Consider the following 24,267-nt stretch of genomic DNA (forward strand, 5'->3'; position numbering starts at 1 on the left):
TCGCCGCACCCCCCCCGCTCCTCTATCCCCCCCCCCCCCCCCCCCCCCCGCCCCCCCCCCCCCCCCCCCCCCCCCCCCGCGCCCGCGGTGTCAGAGGCGGTGAACGCGCTGGTACCGCCAGTGCGCCCGGCAGGCCGCGACGCACGCCAGCAGAACGGCGCCGACGCCGAGGTCCGGGGGCGCGTGGCCGACGAGGATCACGGGAAGGACGACGACCGAGAGGAAACCGTCGAGTCGCAGCGTGACAACCCAGGCAATTGCGCGCTGCACGTGCATCTGCCGACTGCTAGGGTCGGGGCTCGCCGGGGGAGCGGTACGACGCCTTCGGAATAAATCGCGCATTCACAATCCTTCCAGCGGTGGAATGGTGTGCGACAGGAGCCCTGGTAGCGGTGGCACCCGCCCAGGGCTCCTCCGGTGTCAGGGAACTTAGCGCCTCGCGCGACCCGTCGGCCATCGAGCCGGTAGGTAATGAAGGAAATCAGCCGCCCGGGGTGATAAACCGGCTAAACGGCAAACCCCGGCGTTTCCGGGTCCATTGGCCGGTGCTCTGTCCAGTGGCGATCGGAAGGGAAAGCGATTGGTCGGGAATCGTAATCTTCCGAAAAGCACGCACCCCGGGACGCGCGGAGCGCCCCGGGGTGCGGTGGACGGGCCGGACGGTCAAGCGATCTGCGCCTGGTCGTAGAGGGACTTGATTTCGTCGCCGAAGTACGGGCCGAACATCCTGTTGGGCAGGAAGGTGTAGCCGAAGCTGTTCACCGAGGCCTGCAGGCCGGTGCCGGCGGCCTCGTCGAACGAGGTGAACCACGGTCCGCCGCTGGAGCCGCCCGTCATGTCGCAGCCCAGGCCGTGGTCCTTGGTGAGGAGGAAGTCCTTGCTGGAGTTCCCGCTGCAGTGGATGAGCTTCGTCCCGTCGTACGGTGCCGCGGCGGGGAAGCCGAACGAGTACATCGCCTTGCCGTAGCCGCCGTTGAACGACAGGCCCTGGGCCCCGACCACCTCGGTGAGGCTCCTGCCGTCCAGCCGGCCCACGACGGCGGCGCCCACGTCGAAGTTGATGTCCTCGCTCGCCACCCACTGCGGGGTGGACATGGTCTTGGCCGCCGACCAGGTGCCGTACGGGGTCTGGCCGTCGTGATAGCCGGGCGCGAAGGTCCAGTTGGTGTGCCAGGCGCCCTGGTACTTCACGCAGTGCCCGGCGGTGAGCACGGTGCTGGAGTTCTGGCTGGTGACGGCGTTCGCCGAGCAGGAGGCGGTGCGGCCCTGGAAGGTGAAGAACACCCGGCCGGAGGTCCTCACCACCGCGCCGCCGCCGGTCCACGGCCCGCCCGCCTGTGGGAAGGACCGGACGTGCGGGCTCGGTTCGCTGGGCGCCACGGTCGTCGCCGGGCCGCCGGGGGCGGGGGTCCGGAGCGCGCCGGGCGAGACGGTGACGAGGTCGAGCGGGGTGGCCGAGCGCATCCGCTCGGGCGTCCAGAAGTCCCTGATCCTCTGCTGGGCCGCCGTCGAGGGGGCGGCGGTGTGCGTGGTGTCCGGGGCGGGGGCCGGGGCGGCGCCCGCCGCGGTGGCCTGGGCGCCCGTGGCGAGCAGGGCGCCGGCGGCCAGCAGGATGCCGGCGGTCGTACGGCGGGATCGTCTCACGCGTACTCCTTCTGCCGAGGCCGCGCGCGGGGCCGCGCGGGCCGTGTGGGGGCCGGACCGCGCGCGGTCGGGCGGTCCGGGCAGACGAGTGGTGCGCAATGCGAGGTGCGTCCAGCAGAGTGCCACGGCGTCGTGCATATTGACAGGGGCGCGTCAAGAGGTGTCGGGTGCCCGCCGTTCGGCGCCGGACGGGGCGCCGGCATGGCCTGATCCGTTCGGTCCGCCAGGATCTTGGCCGGATCGTCGCACGCCGTAACCGGTGCGGTGGGAACATCATTTGGTCGTCGCGGTAGGTGTCACGAAGGGCCTTGCCGCCCTTCCGTCTCCAGACCGGGAGCCGCTGTGGCACTGGACCAGGCGTCCGTCATCTCCGAGTGGGTCCTGCCCGCCGCCGTCTGCGCGCCGGTGACCTGGGTGTGCCTGGTCTTCCGCTTCAAGGAGGACGGCCGGCTGCTGGGGACGTTCCGCTCGGCGGCGCTGGCCCTGTGCGTGGTGCTGTGGACCTGCGGCATGGCGGCCCTGGCGAGCGGGATGCTGCTGCCCCTGACGCCCAGCGTGCCGCCCATGGCGGTCGGGGTGGCCACGGGCTGGGGCGTGATAGCCCGGGGCCGCGGGGAGCCGGGCGGACGCGCGGCGATGGCCGTGGCGACCCTCGGCAACTCGCTGCTGCTCCACCAGCTGGCGCTGCGGTTGCGGACGGACCGGGCCGACTGGTGCGAGCGGATGGCCGGGGGCTTCCAGGACTGCTGGGACCTCGACGCCTTCGCCGGCGACCTCCGGCGGCATCTGCTGATGCGCGTCGACGTGCCGGGGCGTACGAGCCGTGGCCGCACCGCGATCAAGCGGGAGATCAACGACCGTCACAAGGAGGTGCGGGCGGCCGCACAGAAGTGGATCACCGTCGAGACGAAGGTGGAGAAGGCCTGTCAGCAGCAGGGGCGGCAGCCCACCCGGGAGGAGATCCGGCTGGTCCGGCGGGCCTTCGGCGAGGCCGAGCAGTACCTGTGCCATCTGCTGGAGCTCGAGCACGCCCTCGGCAAGCGCAGCGACGCGGCCAGGATCCTCGCGATCAAGCGGCACCACCAGGCGGAGGCTCCGGACACCCCGGTCGCCCTGGACGTCCTGGGCGGCGCTCCGGACGGTGTCTCAGAAGTGTCGTGACGGGGTGACGTGGGTCAGGGGCGCCGGCTCGGGCGCCGAGGACTCCGCGGCGGAGGTGCTCCGGTCCGGGGCGGGGTCGTGGAAGACGATCTCGACGGTGGCGTCCAGGGAGGCGGCCACGGCGGCGAGCGAGCGCAGGGTGAGGTTCTCGTCGCCGGAGAGGATCTGGCTTACCCGGCCGGGGGAGACACCCATGCAGTCGGCCAGGTCCTTGCGGGTCATGCCGCGTTCCGCGAGGAGGCCGGCCAGCGAGGCCGTCGTCCGGCGCGCGAGCGCGGCTCCCGCCCGCTCCGCCGCGTGACCGCCTTCCGCGCTCTTCCGCCAGGCCATGTCTACCCCCACCAGCTGTGCAGTCGTCAGGTCACGAGTGCCGATTCCGAGTCCTGTACGCAGCATGCCACCTTTAGTCCTGACTAAAAGCACTCCGGGCCCGGGGAATTCGGGACGAGGCACCGGGAGGGCCCCCTTCCGCGCCCGGTGACCAGGGCAGACGCCCGTGGCGGCGGATTTCGGCCAGATCGGTGGAGCGGGGCCGTGTGCGGCCACGGCGGAGAGTCTGGCCAACCCCTGTCCCGCCCCCTACCATGCGAACGCTCCCCGACCCACGGGCCGCAGGGAAACCCGGGATTGGCATGGGCATGGCTGTCTTTTGGCCCTGTCGTGCCGCCGTCCACGGGCCCCTCCCGGTGCGCCCGGCACGTACCGGATCCCGGCGCCCTCCCCTTCCGCTCGGGGGAAGACGACCGTCGCCACCCGGGCGCGGGAACCGTTGTGTCCTTCCCCTCGGGCCGTCGGCCCGCGGACAAACGATTGGAGCACCATGCCCGCCGGACTTCTCACCGCAGGCGCCGTCGCGACCCTGCTCGCCGCGCCGCTGTCCCCGCACAACGTCGGCTCCGTCATCACCAACCCGCCGCCGGACAAGATCGTCATCGAGGTCGCCACCGTCAACGGCTCGGGCTGCCCGGCCGGGACCGCCGCCGTCGCGGTCTCGCCCGACAACACGGCCTTCACCGTCACCTACAGCGATTACCTCGCCCAGGTCGGCGTCGGCTCCAAGCCCACCGACTTCCGCAAGAACTGCCAGCTGAACCTGAACGTGCACGTCCCGCAGGGCTTCACCTACGCGATAGCCGCCGCCGACTACCGCGGCTACGCCAAGCTCGAGAACGGCGCCTCGGGCACCCAGAAGGCGTCGTACTACTTCCAGGGCTCCCCCGTCACCACCCCGCTCTCCCACACCTTCAGAGGCAGCTACGAGGACAACTGGCAGGCCACCGACAGCGTCCCGATCGCCGCGCTGGTCTGGCACCCCTGTGGTGAGCTGCGGAACTTCAACATCAACACCGAGATCAGAGTCAACGCCGGCAGCTCCGACCCGAGCAAAACCACCAGCTTCATGACCATGGACTCCACGGACGGCAGCATCAACACCGTCTACCACCTGGCCTGGAAGGAGTGCCCGAAGCCGTAAGCGGCCGAGGCCGGACGCGGGGGCCGGCCGGCGGGCCGCCCCCGCGTTCCCCGGAGATGGCTTGATCGTGTCGTCGCTCACATCGACTTTGCTTGAGGTGTGCCCCCTTTCACCTGCACATATCGCACAACGTGCCGCATGGATCACTCATCGGGTATAGACCTGTGGCGAAAACCGAGCGAATGTGGGGGGACTTTCCCTCGCGGAGATCCGCGGACCGGGCCGGGCGCGAGAACGGCCGGTCCCCGCCCCGCCCCCCTCGATCGCATCAGAGCCTCATGCCTGCATTCAGTAGCGACTTCTCGAGTCCCACGCATACGGCCGACGCCATCACCAGCGCCCCCGAAGCCCTCCTGGACCGGACGACCCGGACCCGGCGGCCGGTGGGTCCGTGGGGCCAGCGGCTCGGACTCCCCTCCTGTACGCACGCCGCTCCCGCGCGGCCGTTCCCGGCCGTGTCGTTCCCCCTGCCCCTCGTCACCCGGCTCGACCCCGGCGCGCCCGTCGCGTACGCCCGCGCCCTGGCGCTGCCCTCCTCGCCCCGCTCGGTGGCGGCCGCGCGCAGGTTCGCCGGCGCCCTGCTGGCCGAATGGGGACTGGAGGTCCTGGCGGACGACGCGGTCCTGCTCCTCTCCGAGCTGGTCACCAACGCCGTCGTGCACGTGCCCGAGGGCCGCGGGGAGGTGGAGCTCGTCCTCCACCGCACCTCCGGCCATCTGATCGCCCAGATCAGCGACGGCGGCGGCTGCCTGCCCGCCTGCGGCGAGGCCACCGAGGACAGCGAGAACGGCCGCGGCATCTGGCTCGTCGAGCGGCTCGCCGCCCACTGGGGCCACCACGCCACCGGCACCGGCAAGACGGTCTGGTTCGCCCTGCCGATCCCCTCCGCCCCATCCGGCCGGTAGCCCCCTCCACGGGGGCGCGCGGCGGCCCGGACGCACCACCGGCGCCGTCCGCACCGTGTCCGCGGGCTGCGCACCGGCCGGGTTCCGAGAGAACATGGAAGACGCTGCGGCGTGACGGGCGAGAGACACACGGAGGAACCGGACCGGCACATTCCGGCGCGAGGCCGCCGCACCGTTCCGAGCGGGAGGACCTCGAATGGGCACCACGGACGCATCCGGGCCGGTCCCCGGCCGGGCCGGACCGGCCCCGTACGAGGCCGGCGGGCTCCTCGACGTGCTCGGCGTGGCCGCCGTGGTGCTCGACCGGGACGGCCGGATCGTGCTGTGGAGCCCCCAGGCCGAGGACCTGTTCGGCTGGACCGCCGACGAGGCCCTCGGCCGGTACGCGGCCCGGCTGCTGGTGGACGAGGACGACCGGCAGGAGGTCCTGGAGCTCTTCGCCAAGGTGATGGGCGGCGGCGGCAGCTGGGCCGGGGTCTTCCCCGCCCGCCACAAGGACGGCCGGCTGCGCCCGCTGGAGTTCCGCAACATGCGGCTGGAGGACAAGGACGGCGCGGTCTACGCCCTGGGCATGGCCACCGACCAGGAGGTCCTCCGCGACGTCGAGCGCGACCTCGCCCTCTCCCTCCGCCTGGTGGCCCAGTCCCCGATCGGGCTGGCCGTCCTGGACACCCGGCTGCGCTACGTCATGGTCAACCCCGCGCTGGAACGCATCCACGGCCGGCCCGCCGGCTCCTACCTCGGCCGGCACGTCCGCGAGGCGCTGTCCTTCCTGGACGCCCGCGAGGCCGAGGCCACCGAGGCCGCCCTGCGCGAGGTCCTGGCCACCGGCACCCCGCTGCTGGACCGGTTCGTCGTCGGCCCCACCGCCGACCCCGCCGGCGGCGAGCGCGCCCGGCTGGTCTCCTTCTACCGGCTCGACGACCCCGCCGGCCACCCCATGGGGCTGGCCACCTCGGACGTCGACGTCACCGACCGGCACCGCTCGGTCGCCGAGGCCCGCCGCAGACTGGCCCTCATCGCCGACGCGTCCGTCCTCGTCGGCACCACCCTCGACCTCGACCAGACCGCCCGGGAACTGGCCGAGGTCGTGGTGCCGCACGTCGCCGACGTGGCCGCCGTCGACGTCCTCGACTCCGCGCTGCGCGGCGACACCACCCCGCCCGACCGGCGGGCGGCCGTCTTCCGGGCCCTGGCCGTCGCCTCCTCCGACACCTCCCACGCCGCCGAAGCCGTGCGCGCCGCCGACCCGCCGGGCGAGATCGCCCAGTACGCCGCCGACCGGCTCGTCGCCCAGTGCGTGACCACCGGACTGCCCGTCCGGCTGCCCCACGTCCACCCCGAGGACCTGCCGCGCATCGCCCGCGACGCGGCGGCGGCCGAGCTGCTGCGCCGCGCCGGGCTCCACTCCTACCTGGCCGTACCGCTGATCGCCAGGGGAGAGGTGCTCGGCGCCCTGGACCTCAAGCGCACCGCCAACCCCGAGCCCTTCGGCGAGGACGACGTCGTCCTCGCCGGCGAGCTGGCCGCCCGGGCCGCCGTCTGCATCGACAACGCCCGCTGGTACCAGCGCGAGCGTGCCACCGCCCTCACCCTCCAGCGCGACCTGCTGCCCCAGCGGCCCCAGAACCTGGTCGGGCTGGAAGTGGCCTACCGTTACCAGCCGGCCGGCGCCGCCGTCCAGGTCGGCGGCGACTGGTTCGACGTCATCCCCCAGGACGGGGACAGCAGCGCCCTCGTCGTCGGGGACGTCATGGGCAGCGGCATCAACGCCGCCGCGGCCATGGGCCAGCTGCGCACCGCGGCGCGGACCCTCTCCGGGCTGGGCCTCGACCCCGCGCGGGTGCTGCGGCACCTCGACCGCTCCGCCAGTGGTCTCGACCAGACGATCGCCACCTGCGTCTACGCCCTCTACGACCCGCACCGCGACCGCTGCTGCATCGCCAACGCCGGGCACCTCCCGCCCGTGCTCGTCCGCCCCGGCGACCGCCCGTACCTGGTCGACCTGCCCACCGGGGCCCCGCTCGGCGTCGGCGGCGTCCCCTTCGAGAGCGTCGCCGTCCCACTCCGCCCCGGCGACCAGCTGGTCTTCTACACCGACGGCCTGGTGGAGACCCGCGACGAGGACATCGAGACCCGGCTGGAGAAGCTCGTGGAGCTGCTCGCCGGACCCCGCCTCGACCTGGAGTCCACCTGCGACCGATTGCTGGCCGAGCTGCGCGCGGACAATGACCAGGACGACGTCGCGCTGCTCATCGCGCGGGTACGCCCCTCCGGCGGCGTTGTACAGTGACGAAATCGCCCTTGACCTGCACATAAGCAGGCAGGGAGCCTATTTTCGGGAGTGCTTCGTGTACCGCACCATGATGAAGTCCAAGATCCATCGCGCCACCGTGACCCAGGCCGACCTCCACTACGTGGGATCGGTGACCGTGGACGCGGAGCTGATGGAGGCCGCCGACCTGCTGCCCGGCGAGAAGGTCGACATCGTCGACATCGACAACGGCGCCCGGCTGTCGACCTATGTCATCGAGGGCCCCCGGGGCAGCGGCGTGATCGGCGTCAACGGTGCCGCGGCCCGCCTCATCAGCCCCGGCGACCTCGTCATCCTCATCGCCTACGGCACCATGGACGACGCCGAGGCCCGTACCTTCGAGCCCCGCGTCGTCTTCGTCGACGAGCGCAACGCCGTCGTCCACCTCGGCAGCGACCCGGCCGACGTCCCCGAGGGCTCCGGTCTCTCGCGCGGGGACCGCGTCGCCGGCTGACGCCGCGCGCCCGCTCAGGCCGCCGGGATGCCGGCGGCCCGAGCGATCAGCCGGGCCGTCAGCTCCCCGGCCGCCCGCACCGCCACGTCCTCACTGGGCCGGCAGCGGTCCAGCTCCGGGTCGTACTCCACGCCGATCGCCCCCGCGTGGTTCGCCCGCACCGTCTCCAGCCGGGCCGGCCAGCGGTGCGTGGTGAGGGCGCCCAGCAGCTCCCGGGAGTACCCGGTATCCATCAGCTCGTCCGCCGTGCCGTGCACCAGGCTGACCGGGACCGGTGGCGGGTCGGCCGGGCCACCCCGCGCCAGGTCGCCGAGCGGCGGGGTGCCCGTGCTGCGCGCGGGCCGGTCGTAGCGCGAGGAGATGCCCACGACCGCCGCCGGCCGCCAGCCGCCCACCAGCTCCGGATGGAGCGCCACGCCCATGGCCGCGGAGGCCCCCGCCGACCAGCCCGCCAGCACCATGCGCCCGGCGTCGCCGCCCAGAGCGGCGGCGTGCTCCCGGGCGTACTCCAGCGAGGCCAGCAGGTGTGCCCGGCCGCCGTCGGGGGCGTCGGAACGCCAGTCGGGCACGAGGACCAGCGCGCCCATCGCCGCGACCGCCCGCGCCAGCGGCGCGAGGACGTCCCGCTCGTCCGGCCCGATGCCGTGCCAGAGCAGCACCGTGGGCGACGGCGTCTCCGGCTCGCCGGGCCGGTAGACGTCGACGAGCTTGCCGTTGGGGGCGGTGGCGAGTTCGTGGCTCACCTGGGCGGGAACGGACGCGGGTACTGACACGGGGCACCTTTCCGGAACGTCTCCTGCTGACCGCAGGACGCTATCAATCTCCATCCCGCCCCCGGCCGGCCGACTGGCGCGGCGCGGGCTCCACTTGAACGCCCCGCACGTCTCCGGCGGGTGGTGGCACCGGGCCGGGCAGCGCGGCGAACGCGGTGGCGACGCGCACCAGCCACACCGTCTCCTCGGAGAGGTCGGTGCCATGGGGCGGCGGATCGGCCGGCCCGCCACCGCCGTCGGCCGCGCGGCCGACGGCCCTGCTCGCCAGGGCCGCCCTGATGCGTACCGCCTCGACGTACGGGCCGATCCCGGACTCGGGCATTCCGGCGGCGATGGCCTCGGCCCGGGCCCGCTCGGCCACCACCGGGTCGTGGTGGGCGCGCAGCGCCAGCTGCCCGTCGCGGATCTCGATGACCCTGCGGTAGAGACGGAAGTCCATCCGGCGCAGCGCCAGCCGGTCGGCGAACGGGCCGCCGGGCGGCGCGAGGGCGATCGTGGGGACGGCCGCGTGCAGCGCGGCCCACAGCGGATACAGCCGGCGGTGCCGGCGGTAGGCCGTCACCCAGTGGCCGGCCGCGGCCGCGCGCGGCCCCCACCCCGGCAGCGTCCAGCCCACCAGCGTGAGCGCGGAGCCGATGTCCCCGCACAGCCAGGCGACGTTCTCCCAGGCCCGCAGGTCGAAGTCGAAGACGGTGCCGAGGATGTTCCCGGCCCGGATCGCGCCGTAGCCGAGGGTCAGGAACGCGCCGACGGCGATGACCCGCAGCCCCCGGCGCAGCCAGGTCCGTCCCGCCACCCGGGAGTAGCCCCAGCAGACGCGGAAGACGTTCGCCTCGCCGATGAGGTACGTGCCGACGTACAGGGACAGGTAGGCGATGTAGTAGGGGTCGTGGACGTAGTAGAGGGTGAAGCCCCGCACCCGCTGCACCGTCGGGGTGAGCAGGCAGAAGAGCGTGACCAGGGCGGCCAGGGACACGGCGCAGAACGTCAGTTGCCAGCGGACCAGCCGGCGGGCCCGCTCGGGCGGGCGCGCCCAGTACGTCAGGACCACCTGCTGTCCGACGACCAGCGACAGCACACAGCTCTGGGCGAGGACCGCGGCGATGTTCGGTACGCCCGTCAGCTCGTCCACGCGCACCCACACCGGGGGCAGCGAGAAGAAGAAGCTGAGCCCGGAGAGGGCGAAGACGGCGCACAGCGCGGCCAGGGCGGGATCGCGGGGGTTCTGCCGGAGCGCGCGGAGCTTGTAGAAGAGGCCGGCCCAGGCGACGACGGCCCCGAGGGAATGGAGGGAAGTGATCACATCTCGTCCGGGGTGATGCCGCGCAGGGACCGGTCCAGGCGTTCAACTGTCTCGGCCGCCTCGCGGGGCACACTCCAGTTGCGCTCACGGGGCTGCCGGTTGGCCTCCTGGAGGATCAGGGAGGCGACCATCTCGGCCTCCCGCTCCTCCGCCGAGGTGTAGTACGTGCGCTGCAGCACGCCCTGGACCATGGCCGGGTCGAGGGTGGGCAGCAGGAGCCGTGACGTTTCCTCACCCAGCACGGCGTTCTCCTTGTGACCGCAGACGACGTGCCCCAGTTCATGGGCGATGATGTGTTCCTGATGCAGGCGGCTGGTGTCCTGTTCGTAGAAGATGTAGTCGACATCCGGTGCGGAAACCCACAGTCCGCACGGCCCGTCCAGGGGGAGCCGGAGGGGCTCCAGGTGGATGGGCCGGCCGTGGCGTTCGGCGACGGTACGGGCGAGCGCCCACACGTCGAACGGCGTCGGGATGTCCAGGCCGCGAACCAGCTCCAGACTGCGCTGGTGCAACCTCTTGAATTTCACGGGGTCCCCCCGTAGGGCTAGGGGCTGTCGGGCGGCCGGGTCCGGTTCGTGGGAAGGCCTTCCAACTCGCGGACCCGCTCGATCACTTCATTGATCGAGTGCAGGCTCTCGGGGGACAGCCCGGCCGCGCGGAGTGCGACGCGCTGCACCTGGGTGTCCCGCAGAGCCACCAGCAGACGCAGGTCGGCGTTGACCGCCTCCGTCACCTGGTCGTCGAAGAAATAGGCCGGAGGTACGCCGAAGAACTTCGCCAGCGCCTCCACGTGCCGCAGCGTCGGATTGTTCCGCTGACCCTTGCGCAGCAGCCAGATGTAGCTGCCGGAGATGGGGACACCCCCCGCGGTGATCTCGCGTGCCACTTCCTCCGTGGTGTACGGCTCCCGGCCGGCCGGAACCACCGTCCGGAACAGGTGGTTGAGCTTGTCGGCCAGAGTCGGCGGGGCGTCGGAATCGTTCATGATCGCACCTCCCTCCTGCGGTCAATCTAGCTTAAGGACCCCGGCGGGAGTCCATGTGCCCGAGTGCTCAACTCGGTTGACACGGGCGTCGCCGGTGCTTAGCTTCCTCTCTGTCGGCGGATCGACTGGTGTTGGATCGCTCGTGAGAGCGGTCAATCACCAGTTGGAGGGGAAGGGTTCCAGACGCCCGCCCCCCTCCGAGTGCGAGATCCGCCGTGGCCGGAGGTCCATCTGGAGGGGGTGCCGTGACGGTTCCGGAACCGGAGCAGCAGCAGTTCGCCTTGCTTTCTCCCGACGTGCTGTTACCCGGGGACTCACCCCGGGTCGCGGGCGAGGACCTCCGGCACGTCCAGGCGCTCGCCGCGCTGGACGTACCCCTGCCGGCCATCGTCGTGCACCGCGCCACCCTGCGGGTCGTCGACGGCATGCACCGGCTGCGAGCCGCTCGTCTACGGGGGGATGAGCGGATCGCGGTCCGGTTCTTCGACGGCAGCGCCGAGGACGCCTTCGTCCACGCGGTCCGCGCGAACATCCTGCGCGGCCTGCCGCTCACCCAGGCGGACCGGTCGGCCGCCGCCGAGCGCATCATCCGCAGCCATCCACACTGGTCGGACCGCCTGATCGCCTCGGCGACGGGCCTCGCCGCCAGCACCGTGGCCGCGGTGCGCCGGCGGTCGGCCGACGCCGGCCCGCAACCACCCGCCCGCACCGGCCGCGACGGCCGGGTGCGCCCGCTCAACGCCGCCGAGGGCCGCCGCCGCGCCGGAGCGCTCATCGCGGCCAGGCCCGACGCCAGCCTCCGCGAGATCGCGGGCATGGCCGGCATCGCCGTCGGCACCGCCCGGGACGTCCGGCTGCGCGTCCGCCAAGGACTCGATCCCGTCCCCAAGAAGCTGCGGGACGCCGAGAACCGCGACAAGGCCGCCGAGCCGGGCATCCGCGCCGTGCCCAGCCCGGTGGCCACCGCCCCGGCCGGGGCGCCTCGGGCCCGCGTCCCCGCGCCCACCGTCACCGGGGCCGCGCCGGCCGCGTCCCCCGCGGCGCGCCCGTCCGTCGCCCGCCCGGCCGGCGTCAGCACCGAACCGCTCCTGCGCACCCTGCGTTCGGACCCCTCCCTCCGCTTCAGCGAGGGCGGCCGGGCCCTGCTCCACCTGCTCAGCGCCCACGCCATGAGCGGCGAACGCTGGCGCCGGCTCGTCGACGCCGTCCCCGCCCACCGCCGCGAGGCCGTGGCCCAGGCCGCCCGGCACAGCGCCGAGACCTGGCTGCGCTTCGCCGGCGAACTCGACCGCCGCGGCGGAGGAGCCCAGTGACCCTCACGGCCGTCCGCCCCGACGGACTCTCCTTCAGCCTCCTCGGGCCCGTCTCGGCGACCGTCGGCGACGCGCCGGTCGCCGTCGCCGGCCGCCGGCAGCGCGTCATCCTCTCGCTGCTCGTCCTGGCCCGGGGCCGGGTGGTCCCCGCCGCCACCCTCGTCGACGCCATCTGGGGCGACCGGCCCCCGCGTTCCGCACGGGCCCGCGTCGCCCTGGACGTCCTGGCCCTGCGCAAGGCGTTCCGGGCCGCCGGACACAGCCGCACCGTCATCGCCGGCGCGCCCGCCGGCTACCGCCTGTGCACCGAACGGGCCGACTTCGACGTCCGCGAGTTCGACGACCTGGTCGACGCGGCCGACCGGGCCGCGGCGCGCGGCGAACCCCGGCGCGCAGGCACGCTCTACCGCGCCGCCCTCGACCTGTGGAGCGGCCCCGCCCTCGAAGGCGTGGGCGGACGCCTCACCGAGTCCGCCGCGGCCCGCCTGGAGGCCCGGCGGCGCGCGGTCTGCGAGGCCCTGCTGACGACGGGCCGCCGCCTCGCCGACGACGGCTGCTTCGACGAGGCCGAGGACTCCCTGTCCGACGCCCTGCGCGCCGCCCGGGGCACGGGTGACCCGGCCCTGACGGCCGAGGCCCACCTGGCCCTGGCCCGCCTCCAGCTCACCCTGCGCCGCGTCACCCGAGCCCGCCACCACCTACGGTCCGCCGCCACCCTGGGCGACGCCCAGGCCGTCGTCGAACTGATGACCCTGGACGACCGCCACCCCCACGACAGGGCCGAGGCCCTGGACCTGATCCCGCGCCAGACGGCTCGCTGAGGTGCCCGCCCCCTACAGCTCCGCCGCCGTCGGGTACGACGGCTGCGCCCCCTCGCGGGTGACCGAGGCGGCGCCGACGCGGACCGCGTAGCGGGTGGCTTCCTCCAGGGTGTCGCCGCGGGCGAGCCGGTAGGACAGGGCGCCCGTGAAGGCGTCGCCGGCGCCCGTGGTGTCCACGACCTTCACCGGGACGCCCGGCACCGTGGCCGGAGTGGTGGCGGTGCCGTCCAGGGCCAGTGCTCCCTCCCCGCCCAGGGTCACCACGACCGAGCGGGCGCCCCGCTCGCGCAGGGTGCGTGCCCAGTCCGCCGGGGTGCCGTCCGGGAGACCCGACAGGCGCCGGGCCTCGTGTTCGTTGACGACCAGGGGGTCGGCCGCGGCCAGCAGGGTGGGGTCCAGGCTTCCGGAGGCGGGCTCGGGGGAGGGGTTGAGGACGACCCGGGTGCCGGTCTCCGCCGCGAGCCCGACCGCCGCCCGTACCGTCTCCAACGGCACTTCGAGCTGGAGCGAGAGGACGGCCGACGCGGCGACGGCGTCCCGGGCCGCCGTCACATCGGCGGGTGACAGGCGGGCGTTGGCGCCGGGCGAGACCACGATCGTGTTGTCCCCGTCCGGGCCGACCACGATCATCGCGGTGCCGGTACGGGTGCCCTCCTCCACCAGGACGTGGCGCAGTTCCGTGCCCGCCTCGCGCTGCGCCTCCAGCAGGAGCCGGCCGAACGCGTCGTCACCGACCCGCGCCAGCAGGGCGGTTCGGGCCCCGAGCCGGGCCGCGGCGGCGGCCTGGTTGGCGCCCTTGCCCCCGGCCGACTCCACCAGGTCCGTGCCGGACACGGTCTCGCCCGCGCCCGGCCGCCGGTCCACCCGGACCGTCAGGTCGGCGTTGGCCGAGCCCACCACCAGTACGTCGTACATCTGCCTCTCGTCCCCTCATCCGTCGAACCAGCCCCGGCAGCCTCTCATCCGGCCCGTCCGCCGCCGCATCGCCGGGTGATCTTCCAGCCGGCCCCGGCCGTCACACCGTGTCACCGACCGCCGACGCTCCGAGTCGCGGGAAGCCCGGCCCCGGGTCATGCTGGGACGACCGTGGCCGACACAGGCCGGGCCCCGCAGCACCGCGTCGCCCGGTCAACGCCCCGGCCGGGCCACGGGGCGGCCGCCCACGGCGAGCCCCTCCGGCCGGCAGGCACTCCTTGACGCACGAGCGAGGGGACAACCGTGACCATGGCCGAGCCGACATCCCGCCCGTCCGCCCGCGCAGCCCGCGCCCGCGGCACGGAGGCCGCCGACACCGCGGAGCTCTTCGTCCGCCTGGCCGCCCTCCCCGCCGGGGAGGAGCGCGACCGGCTGCGGCAGGACCTCATCGCCGCCTGGCTGCCCATGGCCGAGCGGGTGAGCGTGCGCTTCCGCAAGTGCGGCGAGAGCCCCGCCGATCTTCGGCAGGTGGCCGCGCTGGCCCTGGTGCACGCCGTGGACCGCTACGATCCGCGGCTCGGCCACGCCTTCGAGTCGTTCGCCATCCCCACGATCAACGGCGAGCTGAAACGCCATGTCCGGGACCATGTGTGGTCCCTCCACATTCCCCGCCGGGACCAGGAGCTGCGGGCCGCCGTACGTGCCGCGACGGCCCGGCTGGAGCAGCTCGGGGCCGGCGCGGAGGTCACCGTGGCCCAGCTGGCGGCGGAGACGGGCCTGTCGGAGGAGGAGGTCCGCCGGGGCCTCGACGCCGACGGGGTGCATCACACGCTGTCCCTCGACCACCCGGTGGCCGGCTCCGACGAGCTGCCGCTCGCCGACACCCTCGGCCGCATCGACCGGGCGCTGGAGCTCGTCGTCGACCGGCAGTCGCTCAAACCGCTCCTCGACGGGCTGTCCGAGCGGGAGAAGTACGTCCTGTACTGGCGTTTCTTCGGCAATCTCACCCAGCAGCAGATCGGCGCCCGGCTGGGCGTCTCGCAGATGCAGATCTCCCGCATCCTCACCCGCACCTGCGCCCGGTTGCGCCGGCAGCTCGCGGCGGCGTGATCCCGCGGGCGGCCCTCCCGCCGCGCGCCCCGAATCCCGCTTCAAGACAGGACCGAGCCATGGAGTCCAGCCACTCGAACCTGACCCCCGACCTCCCCCCGATCGTGGAGATCCCCGACCTGCCGGGCGCCCAGCACACCGGCCCCGACGGCGCCGAGCCCGACCCGGTGGCCGCGCCCGCACATGGCGGTGGCGCCCACCAGGAGGTCGGTGGGCGCCACGAACACGCGGGAGAGGGGTCCGGCGGCTGACTGTGACCCCTCCCCGCGCGGCGCGCGGTCCGGCTGTGACGCGCGCGCTCCTGGGGGTGGGACGAAGGTCAGCTGTTGACGCAGGTGTTGCCGAACGTCGGGTTCAGCAGAGCGATGATGTCGATCGAGTTCCCGCAGAGATTGATCGGGAGGTGGATCGGGACCTGGATGACGTTGCCGGAGATGACGCCGGGGGAGCCCACCGCCGCGCCCTGCGCGCCGGAGTCGGCGGCGGCGAGGCCGGACGCCCCGGTGAGGGTGGTGCCCACGGCGGCGGTCAGGATGGCTGCCTTGGCGATACGCGACATGGCTAAACCTTTCTAAGGGGTGTTGAGAGGCAATTGTGGCCGCCGTTTCAGTAGGAGATGGGTGAATATGGGCCCTGAGTCATGGAATTAACCCGGAAAGGCCAATAAGTCGGATGTAATGTCCGGGGGTTGGGGGCGAGGGGGTCGGGGGGTGGGGTGTGAGGCGCGGTTCCCGCCCCTGGTGATCCCGTGATCCCGTGATCACCCCGTCGGGCCGCCGCCCCCGGCGCTCCCACGCCACGGTTTGGCGCTCCCGCGTTCGGCTACGTACAGTTTCCTGGAACATTTGTCGAACAAGCGGACTGGGATACGACAGCGGTCATGACCGTCACTGAAGAGAAGCACGACGGTGCAGGCCACCCGTCGGACACCGACACCCCGGGCATAGCCCCCGAGCGCATGGCGATCTGCCTGAGCGTCCTGGAGGAGCTCGACCGGCTCCCGGTCGATCACCCCGACGCGATCGCCGTCCGGCGCGCCACCGCCGGGATCTACCGCACGGTGAAGCAGCGCCGCCGCCAGGAGCGCCGCGCCGCCAAGACCGCCAACGACCGCATGGTCACCGAGGCCACCGCCACCGGCTCCGCCGACCGGATCGACGACGAGACCGAGGGCATCCTGCCGTCCTCGATCACCGAGGCCGGCCGGATCGCGGGGATACTCCAGCGCCCGCGCTCCTGCTACGTCTGCAAGACGCGGTACGTCGAGGTCGACTACTTCTACCACCAGCTCTGCCCGGGCTGCGCGACCGAGAACCGCGCCAAGCGCGACGCCCGCGCCGACCTCGCGGGCAAGCGTGCGCTGCTCACCGGCGGCCGGGCCAAGATCGGCATGTACATCGCGCTGCGGCTGCTGCGTGACGGTGCTCACACCACGATCACCACCCGCTTCCCCAAGGACGCCATCCGCCGCTTCAAGGCGATGGAGGACTCGGCGGACTGGATGCACCGCCTGGAGGTCGTCGGCATCGATCTGCGCGACCCGGCCCAGGCCGTCGCGCTCGCCGAGCAGGTCGCCGAGGCCGGCCCGCTGGACATCCTGATCAACAACGCCACCCAGACCGTGCGCCGACTGCCCAGCGCGTACGCCGCACTGGTCGAGGGCGAGGGCGCCCCGCTGCCCGCCGGCGAGCTGCCCGCCCACCACGTCATCGGCGCCTTCAACTCCGGCGCGGTCGACGGCCTGGCCGCGCTGCCGCTGGGCACGAGCGGCCTGGACGCCCAGAAGGTCGCCGACCTCGCCCTGGTCGCGGGCAACGCCAGCCTCGAACGGCACCTCGACGGCACCGCCATCGACGCCGGCGGCCTGTTGCCGGACGTCGTCGAGACCAACACCTGGGTGCAGACCATCGACCAGATCTCCCCGGTCGAGCTGCTCGAAACCCAGCTGTGCAACTACACCTCGCCGTTCATCCTGATCAGCGCGCTGCGCCCGGCGATGGCCGAGGCGGCCCGGCGGGCGGCCAGCGGTCGCGCGTACGTCGTCAACGTCTCCGCCATGGAGGGTGTGTTCAGCCGCGGCTACAAGGGCGCGGGGCACCCGAACACCAACGCCGCCAAGGCCGCGATGAACATGGTGACCCGGACCAGCGGCCAGGAGATGTTCCAGACCGACAAGATCCTCATGACCTCGGTCGACACCGGTTGGATCACCGACGAGCGCCCGCACTACGACAAGCTGCGGCTGGCCGAGGAGGGCTTCCACGCCCCCCTCGACCTGGTCGACGGCGCGGCGCGCGTCTACGACCCGATCGTGCGCGGCGAGGAGGGGGAGGACCTGTACGGGTGCTTCCTGAAGGACTACGGCAAGGCGAACTGGTAAGCGGCACGCTTCCGCTGCCCCGCCCGTCCGGAGTGCCGCACCGCCTGCGGGTCACAGGCCGAGGAAGGTGACCTGCCGGATGTAGACCCGCTGGTGGCGCGGCACGACCTGGTAGACGAACATCCCCGACGCATCGACGGTCTTCTCCTGCATGCGGGGCGACGTACCCGTGTACTTCGCCCCCAGGCCTCAGTCACCGGTCACCGCTGCCCGGGCCTCGTTGCGGACGGCCATGCACTCGTCCATGGCCGCTCGCCATCTCGGGTCGTCGCGGTCGAAGGTGTTCGCGCCGTCCAGGGCCGCCCGGTAGCGAGCGGCCAAGGCCGGCCTGCGTTCGATCTCGATCTCGGTCGCCCACTTGACCTGGAACATGCGGATCGGGTTGAAGGATGCGTGCTGGGTGGCCGCGGTGAAAGCGGAGTCACGGTCCGCCTGGAACTCGGCGAGCCGGGAGGACGCGACGCGGGCCAGCGCGGTGCGCAGCGCCGGGAACGTCATCTCCGGGCGCGGTACGAGCTCAGCGGGTTCTTCGGCGTGCCGCGCGGTCATGGGTCCTCCATCCTCGGGCGTTCCTCGCACCGTATCGGTTCCTCCGTCGGTGCCTGAGCGGAACCAGTTGGTCACCGCCCGCCGGAACCTTTCAGCAGCCCTGCCACCCCGTCCAGCGTCGCCGCCAGCGACTCCGCCGGCACGCCGCCGCCCTGCGCCACCTCCGGCGTGCCGCCGCCGCGGCCGCCGAGGAGGGCCTTGACCAGTGTGGCGGCCGACAGGCCGGTGGCTGTGGCGGGGCCGTTCAGGGCGAGGGCCAGGACCGCCCGGCCGCCGTCCGCCGGCGCGCCGATCGCCGCCACGCCCGGCCGGTCCGCCGGCAGACGGTCGCGGACGGCCAGCGCCAGCGCCCTCGCGTCGCCGTCCGTCGTCGCCGCGACCACGAGCGTGCCGTGGACGTCGGCCGCCGCGCCCGCGAGCTCCGCCGCGCGTTCCAGCGCGGCGCGGCGCCGCAGCTCCTCCGACCGCTGGTCGGCGGCCTTCAGCCGCTCCAGCAGCGTCGCGACGCGGTCCGGCAGCTGCGGGCGCGGGGCCTGGAGCTGCTCCGCCAGCCGCGTCACCAGGTCGCGCTCGCGCGCGAGGTAGCCGAAGCCCTCGAAGCCCACCGCGGCCTCCAGGCGCCGCATACCGGCCCCCACCGACGACTCGGCCGTCAGCGCCACCACGCCCACCTGCGACGCGTGGTCCACGTGGGTGCCGCCGCACAGCTCGCGCGACCAGGCGCCGCCGATCTCGACCACCCGCACCCGCTCGCCGTACGTCTCCCCGAACAGAGCGAGGGCACCGATCCCCTTTGCCTCCGGCAGCGACATCCAGCGCACCTCGACCGGCAGGTCCCGGCGCAGCGCCCGGTTCGCCGCCTCCTCCACCTCGCTCCGCGCGGCCGGCCCGAGGGCGCCGCGCCAGGGGAAGTCCAGCCGCAGATAGCCGGGCCGGTTGTACGAGCCGGACTGGAGCGCCGTCGGGCCCAGCACCTGCCGCAGCGCGGCGTGCAGCACGTGGGTGCCGGAGTGCGCCTGCCGGGCGCCCAGCCGCCACTCGGGGTCGACGGCGGCCCGTACGGTGTCACCCACCGCCAGCTCGCCCGCCGTCACCCGCACCTGATGGGCGATCAGCCCCGGCAGGGGCCGCTGGACGTCCAGGACCTCGGCCTCCACCGACGCGCCCGTCAGCGTGCCCGCGTCGCTGTCCTGGCCGCCCGACTCGGCGTAGAAGGGCGTGCTGTCGAGGATGGCTGTGGCGATCTCGCCGGTGGGTACGGACGGCAGCGGGCCGGCCGGCCCCAGCAGGGCCAGGACCGTCGCGTCCGTCGTCAGCGCCTCGTACGCCCGCCAGTCCGTCGGCCCGTGCGCGTCCAGCACCGTTCGCAGCGCCGACGTGTCGAGCGCGCCGCCCGACTTGCGGGCGCGGGCGTCGGCGCGGGCGCGTTCGCGCTGTTCGGCCATGAGGGCCGTGAAGCCCTCGCGGTCGACCTCGACGCCCTGTTCCTCGGCCATCTCCAGGGTCAGGTCGATGGGGAAGCCGTACGTGTCGTGGAGCAGGAAGGCCCGCTCGCCCGGCAGCAGGTGGCCGCCGCGCGCCGTGACCTCGGCCACCGCCGTGTCGAGCACGGTCGTGCCCTGGCGCAGGGTGGAGCGGAAGGCCTCCTCCTCGGCGTACGCCTGCTGGGAGATCCGGTCGAACTCCTCGGCCACCTCCGGGTAGCCGTGCCGCATGCGGTCCCGGGCGGTGGGCAGCAGCTCGGGCAGGGCGGGGTCCTGGTACCCCAGCAGCCGCACCGAGCGCACGGCCCGGCGCAGGATGCGGCGCAGCACGTAGCCGCGGCCCTCGTTGCCGGGCGCGGTGCCGTCGGCGAGCAGCATCAGGGCCGTGCGGACGTGGTCGGCGACGACGCGCAGGCGGACGTCCGCCCGGTGGTCGGCGCCGTAGCGCACGCCGGTGAGCTCGGCGGCCCGGTCGAGGACGGGCCGGGTCTCGTCGGTCTCGTAGAGGTTGTCGACGCCCTGGAGGAGGGTGGCCATGCGCTCCAGGCCCATGCCGGTGTCGATGTTGCGGCGTGGCAGCTCGCCGAGGATCGGATAGCCGGTCTTTCCGGGCCCCTCGCCGCGCTCGTACTGCATGAAGACGAGGTTCCAGAACTCCATGTACCGGTCCTCGTCCACCGCGGGGCCTCCCGCGCGGCCGAGGGCGGGGCCCCGGTCGTAGTAGAGCTCCGAGCAGGGGCCGCAGGGGCCGGGGACGCCCATGGACCAGAAGTTGTCCTCGTCGCCCCGGCGTACGATCCGCTCCTCGGGCAGCCCGGCGACGCGCCGCCAGATCGCGGCGGCCTCGTCGTCGGAGTGGTGCACGGTCACCCAGATCCGGTCCGGGTCGAGGCCGAAGCCGCCCTCGGCGAGAGGGCCGACGGACAGCTCCCAGGCGTGGCCGATCGCCTCCTCCTTGAAGTAGTCGCCGAACGAGAAGTTGCCGTTCATCTGGAAGAACGAGCCGTGCCGGGTGGTCCGGCCGACCTCCTCGATGTCGAGGGTCCGCACGCACTTCTGCACGCTGGTGGCGCGCGGCCACGGCGCGGCCGCCTCACCGGTCAGGTACGGCTTGAAGGGCACCATGCCGGCGTTGACGAACAGCAGCGTCGGGTCGGGCGTCGGCAGCGGGGCGCTGGGCACCACGGTGTGCCCGCGCGCGGCGAAGAACTCGAGGAAGCGGCTGCGGATGTCGGCGGTACGCACACGGGGCTCCGGAATCGCTCGGCGGGTCGGGCGGATCAGGCGGGTCGGGCGGGTCGCGCGGATTGGACGGATCAGGCGGATCAGGCGGATCAGGCGGCGCGGACGACGCGGGTCACGGGGTGGAGGGCCGCGTACTCCAGGGGCGCCGACGGGTCGACGGACACGTCGAGCGGCGCGGGTTCGGCCCCCGCGCGCACCAGCAGGTCGCCGACAGCGGCGATCATGGCGCCGTTGTCGGTGCACAGCCGCAGCGGCGGGACGCGCAGCTCGATGCCCGCAGCATCGCAGCGTGCCTGCGCCAGGGCCCGGACCCGCGAGTTCGCGGCCACGCCGCCGACCACCACCAGGGTGCCCACGCCGTGCTCGGCGCACGCGGCGACGGCCTTGCGGGTCAGTACGTCGGCGATCGCCTCCTGGAGCGAGGCCGCGCCGTCCGCGACCGGCAGCGGCAGGCCCGCCTCCCGGTGCCGCTCGGCCCAGCGGGCGGCGGCCGTCTTCAGCCCGGAGAAGGAGAAGGCGTAGGGGTCGTCGCGCGGCCCGGTGAGCGGCCGGGGGAACGCCACGGCCCGCGGATCGCCCTCGCGCGCGGCCCGGTCCACGGCCGGGCCGCCGGGGTAGGGCAGCCCGAAGACCCGCGCGACCTTGTCGAAGCACTCGCCGGCCGCGTCGTCGAGGGTGTCGCCGAGATGGACGATCGGGTCGCGGGCCAGGTCCCGGACCAGCAGCAGCGAGGTGTGGCCGCCGGAGACGATCAGCACCATGCAGGGATTCGGCAGCGGGCCGTGCTCCAGGGTGTCGGCGGCCACGTGCCCGGCGAGATGGTGCACGCCGTAGAGCGGGACGCCCAGCGAGTAGGCCAGGCCCTTGGCCGCGGCCACGCCGACCTGGAGGGCGCCCGACAGGCCGGGGCCGGTGGTGACCGCGACCGCGTCGATGTCGCGCGGCTCCAGGCCCGCGTCGGCCAGCGCGGCCCGGACCACCGGGGCGGCCGCGTGCACATGCGCCCGGGCGGCGATCTCCGGCACCACGCCGCCGTAGCGGGCGTGCTCGTCCATGCTCGACGCCACCGCGTGGCCCAGCAGCTTCCCGTCCCGGACCAGACCCGCGCCGGTCTCGTCGCAGGACGACTCGATCCCCAGCACCACCGGTGAACGCTTCACGAACGCGCCTCCTGCCTTGATTGTGTATTTGCACATCCTATGCAACAAGCTCGGGCGAGGCCCGGGCTCCGACGGCGTCCCCGCAGGTCAGTAGAGTTCCGGTGCCCCCGTTCGCCCTGTGCATCCCGAGGTGGACCCCGTTGAATCCCGTGAGCCCCGCCCCCGTGACGGTCGTCGGCATCGGCGCCGACGGCTGGCCCGGACTCGCCCCCGACGCCCGGGAGGCGCTGCGCCACGCCGAGGTGATCATCGGCGGCCCGCGCCAGCTCGGCCTGCTGCCCGCCGCCGAGTGCCCGGGCGAGCGCGTCGCCTGGCCCTCCCCGCTGCGCCCCGCCGTCCCCGGGCTGCTGAAAGCCCACGCCGGCCGGCGGGTGTCCGTGCTCGCCAGCGGCGACCCGATGTTCCACGGCATCGGCCGCACCCTCGCCGAGGTCCTCGGCCCCGACCGGCTGCGCGTCCTGCCGCACCCGTCCTCCGTCTCGTACGCCTGCGCCCGCCTCGGCCTGCCGCTGCACGACACCGAGGTCGTCAGCCTCGTCGGCCGGCCCCCGGGCACGCTGAACGCCGCCCTCCACGACGGCCGTACGCTTCTGGTGCTCTCCTCCGGCGCCGCTACGCCCGCCGAGGTGGCCGCCCTGCTGCGCGCCCGCGGCTACGGGCCCAGCGCGATGACCGTCCTCGAGCAGCTCGGCGGCCCGGGCGAACGCCGCCTCGACGGCACCGCCGACGACTGGCCCCACCCGCCCGGCGACCCCCTCAACGTCATCGCCGTCACCTGCCGGCGCGCCCCCGGCGCCCGCCGGCTGCCGCTCACCCCCGGGCTGCCCGACGACGCCTTCGAGCACGACGGCCAGCTCACCAAGCGGCACGTGAGGGCCGTGACCCTCGCGGCCCTCGCGCCGGCGCCCGGTGAACTGCTGTGGGACGTCGGCGGAGGCTCCGGTTCCATCGGTATCGAGTGGATGCGCTCCCACCGCTCCTGCCGGGCCGTCGCCGTCGAACGCGACCCCGTCCGGGCCGCGCGCATCGCCCACAACGCCGACGCCCTCGGCGTACCCGCCCTGCGCGTCGTCACCGGCGCCGCGCCCGCCGCGCTGGTCGGCCTGCCCGTCCCCGACGCCGTCTTCGTCGGCGGCGGCCTCACCGCGCCCGGACTGCTCGACGCCTGCTGGGCGGCGCTGCCGCCCGGCGGCCGGCTCGTCGCCAACACCGTCACCCTCGAGTCCGAGGCCCTGCTCACCGAGTGGTACCGGCGCCACGGCGGCGAGCTCACCCGGCTCGCCGTCGCCCACGCGGTGCCCGTCGGCGGCTTCACCGGCTGGCGGCAGGCGATGCCCGTGACGCAGTGGACCGTGGCCAAGCCCGCGGCCGTGGCCGAAACCGTAGCCGTGGCCGAACGCGCGACCCCGGCGACACCCGCAGAAGGAGAGACCGACGCATGACCGTCCACTTCATCGGTGCCGGACCCGGCGCCGCCGACCTCATCACACTGCGCGGCGCCCGCCTCCTGGCCCGGTGCGGTGTCTGCCTCTACGCCGGCAGCCTGGTGCCCCGCGAACTCCTCGCCGAATGCCCGCCGGACGCCCGCCTCGTCGACACCGCCCATCTGGACCTCGACCAGATCATGGCCGAGATCGTCCGCGCCCACGAGTCCGGACACGACGTAGCCCGGCTGCACTCCGGCGACCCCTCGGTCTTCAGCGCGGTCGCCGAGCAGATCCGCCGGCTGGACGCGGCCGGCATCCCGTACGAGATCGTGCCCGGCGTGCCCGCCTTCGCCGCGGCGGCAGCCGCCCTCGGCCGCGAACTGACCGTGCCCACCGTCGGCCAGACCGTCATCCTCACCCGCGTCGCCCAGCGCGCCACCCCCATGCCCCCCGGCGAGGACCTGGCCACCCTCGGCCGCAGCGGCGCCCTCATCGTGCTGCACCTGGCCGCCCGCCACGCCGACCGCGTCGTCGCCGAGCTGCTCCCGCACTACGGGCCCGACTGCCCCGCCGCCGTGGTGGCGATGGCCAGCCGGCCCGACGAGATCGTGCTCCGCGGCACCCTCGCCGACATCGCGGGGCAGGTGCGCGAGGCCGGGGTCGTACGCACCGCGGTGATCCTCGTGGGACGGTCCCTGGCGGCCGGTCAGTTCCCCGACAGCTTCCTCTATTCGACGGACCGGGATCGGGACAACTGCGGTCGGACAGTGTGGAATTCGGGCGGCGAGTGACCTGTGGGTATGTGTGCCAGGGCATGCCGCACACCCCTTGTCGTGCGGGGTGCGGCGAA

General features: G+C 73.9%; 24 protein-coding genes. 12 read left to right on the top strand and 12 right to left on the bottom strand.

Annotation, left to right across the window (positions count from 1 at the left end):
* Positions 1 to 90: 90 nt before the first annotated feature.
* On the bottom strand, positions 91 to 276 hold the full coding sequence (locus tag AC07BS_RS04485; protein ID WP_478639964.1) for a hypothetical protein: 186 nt from the start codon (positions 274 to 276) through the stop codon (positions 91 to 93).
* A gap of 387 nt (positions 277 to 663) precedes the next feature.
* On the bottom strand, positions 664 to 1,644 hold the full coding sequence (locus AC07BS_RS04490; protein WP_478639961.1) for a trypsin-like serine peptidase: 981 nt from the start codon (positions 1,642 to 1,644) through the stop codon (positions 664 to 666).
* A gap of 342 nt (positions 1,645 to 1,986) precedes the next feature.
* Here AC07BS_RS04490 and AC07BS_RS04495 point away from each other — a divergent pair, with 342 nt between their 5' ends.
* Positions 1,987 to 2,805: a hypothetical protein gene (locus AC07BS_RS04495; RefSeq protein WP_478930162.1), complete on the top strand. Its 819-nt coding sequence runs from the start codon at positions 1,987 to 1,989 to the stop codon at positions 2,803 to 2,805.
* Here AC07BS_RS04495 and AC07BS_RS04500 read toward each other — a convergent pair.
* Positions 2,791 to 3,201 carry a helix-turn-helix transcriptional regulator gene (locus tag AC07BS_RS04500; protein ID WP_478930163.1) on the bottom strand — a complete coding sequence of 137 codons (411 nt, stop codon included), beginning with the start codon at positions 3,199 to 3,201 and terminating at the stop codon, positions 2,791 to 2,793. The two genes, AC07BS_RS04495 and AC07BS_RS04500, sit on opposite strands and share 15 nt — an antisense overlap.
* 424 nt (positions 3,202 to 3,625) lie before the next feature.
* Here AC07BS_RS04500 and AC07BS_RS04505 point away from each other — a divergent pair, with 424 nt between their 5' ends.
* The 4 genes from AC07BS_RS04505 (at position 3,626) to panD (ending at position 7,952) form a co-directional block, all read left to right on the top strand.
* Positions 3,626 to 4,279 (top strand): DUF4360 domain-containing protein, encoded by a 654-nt coding sequence (locus tag AC07BS_RS04505; protein WP_478639952.1) that lies wholly within the window; start codon positions 3,626 to 3,628, stop codon positions 4,277 to 4,279.
* A gap of 278 nt (positions 4,280 to 4,557) precedes the next feature.
* The gene (locus AC07BS_RS04510; protein ID WP_478639950.1) at positions 4,558 to 5,184 is read left to right on the top strand and encodes an ATP-binding protein; all 627 of its coding nucleotides are present in this window, start codon (positions 4,558 to 4,560) and stop codon (positions 5,182 to 5,184) included.
* Positions 5,185 to 5,380: 196 nt separating this feature from the next.
* Positions 5,381 to 7,477, top strand: a complete 2,097-nt coding sequence (locus tag AC07BS_RS04515; RefSeq protein ID WP_478639947.1) for a SpoIIE family protein phosphatase — start codon at positions 5,381 to 5,383, stop codon at positions 7,475 to 7,477.
* 58 nt (positions 7,478 to 7,535) lie between these two features.
* Positions 7,536 to 7,952, top strand: coding sequence for an aspartate 1-decarboxylase (panD, locus tag AC07BS_RS04520; protein WP_478930166.1), 417 nt, complete (start codon positions 7,536 to 7,538; stop codon positions 7,950 to 7,952).
* Between the two features lie 14 nt (positions 7,953 to 7,966).
* Here the strand turns inward: panD and AC07BS_RS04525 are convergent, their stop codons facing one another.
* From AC07BS_RS04525 to AC07BS_RS04540, 4 genes are read right to left on the bottom strand one after another with little or no spacing between them, the layout of a single operon-like run.
* The gene (locus AC07BS_RS04525; RefSeq protein ID WP_478639941.1) at positions 7,967 to 8,725 is read right to left on the bottom strand and encodes an alpha/beta hydrolase family protein; all 759 of its coding nucleotides are present in this window, start codon (positions 8,723 to 8,725) and stop codon (positions 7,967 to 7,969) included.
* Between the two features lie 43 nt (positions 8,726 to 8,768).
* Entirely contained in the window at positions 8,769 to 10,028 is a 1,260-nt protein-coding gene (locus tag AC07BS_RS04530; RefSeq protein WP_478930168.1) for an MAB_1171c family putative transporter, read from the bottom strand.
* Positions 10,025 to 10,540, bottom strand: coding sequence for a toxin (locus tag AC07BS_RS04535; RefSeq protein ID WP_478639935.1), 516 nt, complete (start codon positions 10,538 to 10,540; stop codon positions 10,025 to 10,027). Before AC07BS_RS04535 ends, AC07BS_RS04530 begins: the two co-directional genes overlap by 4 nt.
* Before the next feature lie 32 nt (positions 10,541 to 10,572).
* Complete coding sequence (locus AC07BS_RS04540) at positions 10,573 to 11,013, bottom strand: helix-turn-helix domain-containing protein (RefSeq protein WP_478639932.1); 441 nt, start codon at positions 11,011 to 11,013, stop codon at positions 10,573 to 10,575.
* Between the two features lie 245 nt (positions 11,014 to 11,258).
* On the opposite strand from AC07BS_RS04540, the gene AC07BS_RS04545 reads away from it, so the two are divergent.
* Both AC07BS_RS04545 and AC07BS_RS04550 read left to right on the top strand, forming a co-directional pair.
* On the top strand, positions 11,259 to 12,326 hold the full coding sequence (locus AC07BS_RS04545) for a ParB/RepB/Spo0J family partition protein (protein WP_478930171.1): 1,068 nt from the start codon (positions 11,259 to 11,261) through the stop codon (positions 12,324 to 12,326).
* Complete coding sequence (locus tag AC07BS_RS04550; RefSeq protein WP_478639926.1) at positions 12,323 to 13,147, top strand: AfsR/SARP family transcriptional regulator; 825 nt, start codon at positions 12,323 to 12,325, stop codon at positions 13,145 to 13,147. Before AC07BS_RS04545 ends, AC07BS_RS04550 begins: the two co-directional genes overlap by 4 nt.
* Before the next feature lie 12 nt (positions 13,148 to 13,159).
* Here the strand turns inward: AC07BS_RS04550 and AC07BS_RS04555 are convergent, their stop codons facing one another.
* Complete coding sequence (locus AC07BS_RS04555) at positions 13,160 to 14,062, bottom strand: ribokinase (protein ID WP_478930173.1); 903 nt, start codon at positions 14,060 to 14,062, stop codon at positions 13,160 to 13,162.
* Positions 14,063 to 14,371: 309 nt separating this feature from the next.
* Here AC07BS_RS04555 and AC07BS_RS04560 point away from each other — a divergent pair, with 309 nt between their 5' ends.
* Positions 14,372 to 15,172 carry a sigma-70 family RNA polymerase sigma factor gene (locus AC07BS_RS04560; RefSeq protein WP_478930175.1) on the top strand — a complete coding sequence of 267 codons (801 nt, stop codon included), beginning with the start codon at positions 14,372 to 14,374 and terminating at the stop codon, positions 15,170 to 15,172.
* A gap of 59 nt (positions 15,173 to 15,231) precedes the next feature.
* Positions 15,232 to 15,423 (top strand): hypothetical protein, encoded by a 192-nt coding sequence (locus AC07BS_RS04565; protein WP_478639917.1) that lies wholly within the window; start codon positions 15,232 to 15,234, stop codon positions 15,421 to 15,423.
* Positions 15,424 to 15,491: 68 nt separating this feature from the next.
* Here the strand turns inward: AC07BS_RS04565 and AC07BS_RS04570 are convergent, their stop codons facing one another.
* Positions 15,492 to 15,731, bottom strand: coding sequence for a chaplin (locus AC07BS_RS04570; protein WP_478639916.1), 240 nt, complete (start codon positions 15,729 to 15,731; stop codon positions 15,492 to 15,494).
* A 321-nt stretch (positions 15,732 to 16,052) separates the two neighbouring features.
* On the opposite strand from AC07BS_RS04570, the gene AC07BS_RS04575 reads away from it, so the two are divergent.
* Entirely contained in the window at positions 16,053 to 17,552 is a 1,500-nt protein-coding gene (locus AC07BS_RS04575) for an SDR family NAD(P)-dependent oxidoreductase (RefSeq protein ID WP_478930177.1), read from the top strand.
* Positions 17,553 to 17,741: 189 nt separating this feature from the next.
* On the opposite strand, the gene AC07BS_RS04580 is transcribed toward AC07BS_RS04575, so the two are convergent.
* The 3 genes from AC07BS_RS04580 to tsaD form a co-directional block, all read right to left on the bottom strand.
* Complete coding sequence (locus AC07BS_RS04580; RefSeq protein WP_478639911.1) at positions 17,742 to 18,101, bottom strand: hypothetical protein; 360 nt, start codon at positions 18,099 to 18,101, stop codon at positions 17,742 to 17,744.
* A 71-nt stretch (positions 18,102 to 18,172) separates the two neighbouring features.
* Positions 18,173 to 20,830, bottom strand: a complete 2,658-nt coding sequence (alaS, locus tag AC07BS_RS04585; RefSeq protein ID WP_478930179.1) for an alanine--tRNA ligase — start codon at positions 20,828 to 20,830, stop codon at positions 18,173 to 18,175.
* Between the two features lie 89 nt (positions 20,831 to 20,919).
* Positions 20,920 to 21,975: a tRNA (adenosine(37)-N6)-threonylcarbamoyltransferase complex transferase subunit TsaD gene (gene tsaD, locus AC07BS_RS04590; protein WP_478930333.1), complete on the bottom strand. Its 1,056-nt coding sequence runs from the start codon at positions 21,973 to 21,975 to the stop codon at positions 20,920 to 20,922.
* Positions 21,976 to 22,130: 155 nt separating this feature from the next.
* Here tsaD and cbiE point away from each other — a divergent pair, with 155 nt between their 5' ends.
* A complete protein-coding gene (gene cbiE, locus AC07BS_RS04595) occupies positions 22,131 to 23,432 on the top strand; it encodes a precorrin-6y C5,15-methyltransferase (decarboxylating) subunit CbiE (RefSeq protein WP_478930181.1) in 1,302 nt (433 codons plus the stop codon).
* Positions 23,429 to 24,208: a precorrin-4 C(11)-methyltransferase gene (cobM, locus tag AC07BS_RS04600; protein WP_478639907.1), complete on the top strand. Its 780-nt coding sequence runs from the start codon at positions 23,429 to 23,431 to the stop codon at positions 24,206 to 24,208. Before cbiE ends, cobM begins: the two co-directional genes overlap by 4 nt.
* Positions 24,209 to 24,267 lie beyond the last annotated feature (59 nt).

The sequence above is a fragment of the Streptomyces sp. NPDC044063 genome (assembly GCF_056434285.1).

Bases quoted from the DNA above. Each gene is read 5' to 3' on its own strand.
- AC07BS_RS04575 (WP_478930177.1), top strand. From the start codon at position 16,053: ATGACCGTCACTGAAGAGAAGCACGACGGTGCAGGCCACCCGTCGGAC.
- AC07BS_RS04580 (WP_478639911.1), bottom strand. From the start codon at position 18,101: ATGACCGCGCGGCACGCCGAAGAACCCGCTGAGCTCGTACCGCGCCCG.
- AC07BS_RS04555 (WP_478930173.1), bottom strand. From the start codon at position 14,062: ATGTACGACGTACTGGTGGTGGGCTCGGCCAACGCCGACCTGACGGTC.
- AC07BS_RS04560 (WP_478930175.1), top strand. From the start codon at position 14,372: ATGGCCGAGCCGACATCCCGCCCGTCCGCCCGCGCAGCCCGCGCCCGC.
- cobM (WP_478639907.1), top strand. From the start codon at position 23,429: ATGACCGTCCACTTCATCGGTGCCGGACCCGGCGCCGCCGACCTCATC.
- AC07BS_RS04565 (WP_478639917.1), top strand. From the start codon at position 15,232: ATGGAGTCCAGCCACTCGAACCTGACCCCCGACCTCCCCCCGATCGTG.
- AC07BS_RS04570 (WP_478639916.1), bottom strand. From the start codon at position 15,731: ATGTCGCGTATCGCCAAGGCAGCCATCCTGACCGCCGCCGTGGGCACC.
- AC07BS_RS04515 (WP_478639947.1), top strand. From the start codon at position 5,381: ATGGGCACCACGGACGCATCCGGGCCGGTCCCCGGCCGGGCCGGACCG.
- AC07BS_RS04500 (WP_478930163.1), bottom strand. From the start codon at position 3,201: ATGCTGCGTACAGGACTCGGAATCGGCACTCGTGACCTGACGACTGCA.
- AC07BS_RS04510 (WP_478639950.1), top strand. From the start codon at position 4,558: ATGCCTGCATTCAGTAGCGACTTCTCGAGTCCCACGCATACGGCCGAC.
- AC07BS_RS04540 (WP_478639932.1), bottom strand. From the start codon at position 11,013: ATGAACGATTCCGACGCCCCGCCGACTCTGGCCGACAAGCTCAACCAC.
- AC07BS_RS04485 (WP_478639964.1), bottom strand. From the start codon at position 276: ATGCACGTGCAGCGCGCAATTGCCTGGGTTGTCACGCTGCGACTCGAC.
- AC07BS_RS04505 (WP_478639952.1), top strand. From the start codon at position 3,626: ATGCCCGCCGGACTTCTCACCGCAGGCGCCGTCGCGACCCTGCTCGCC.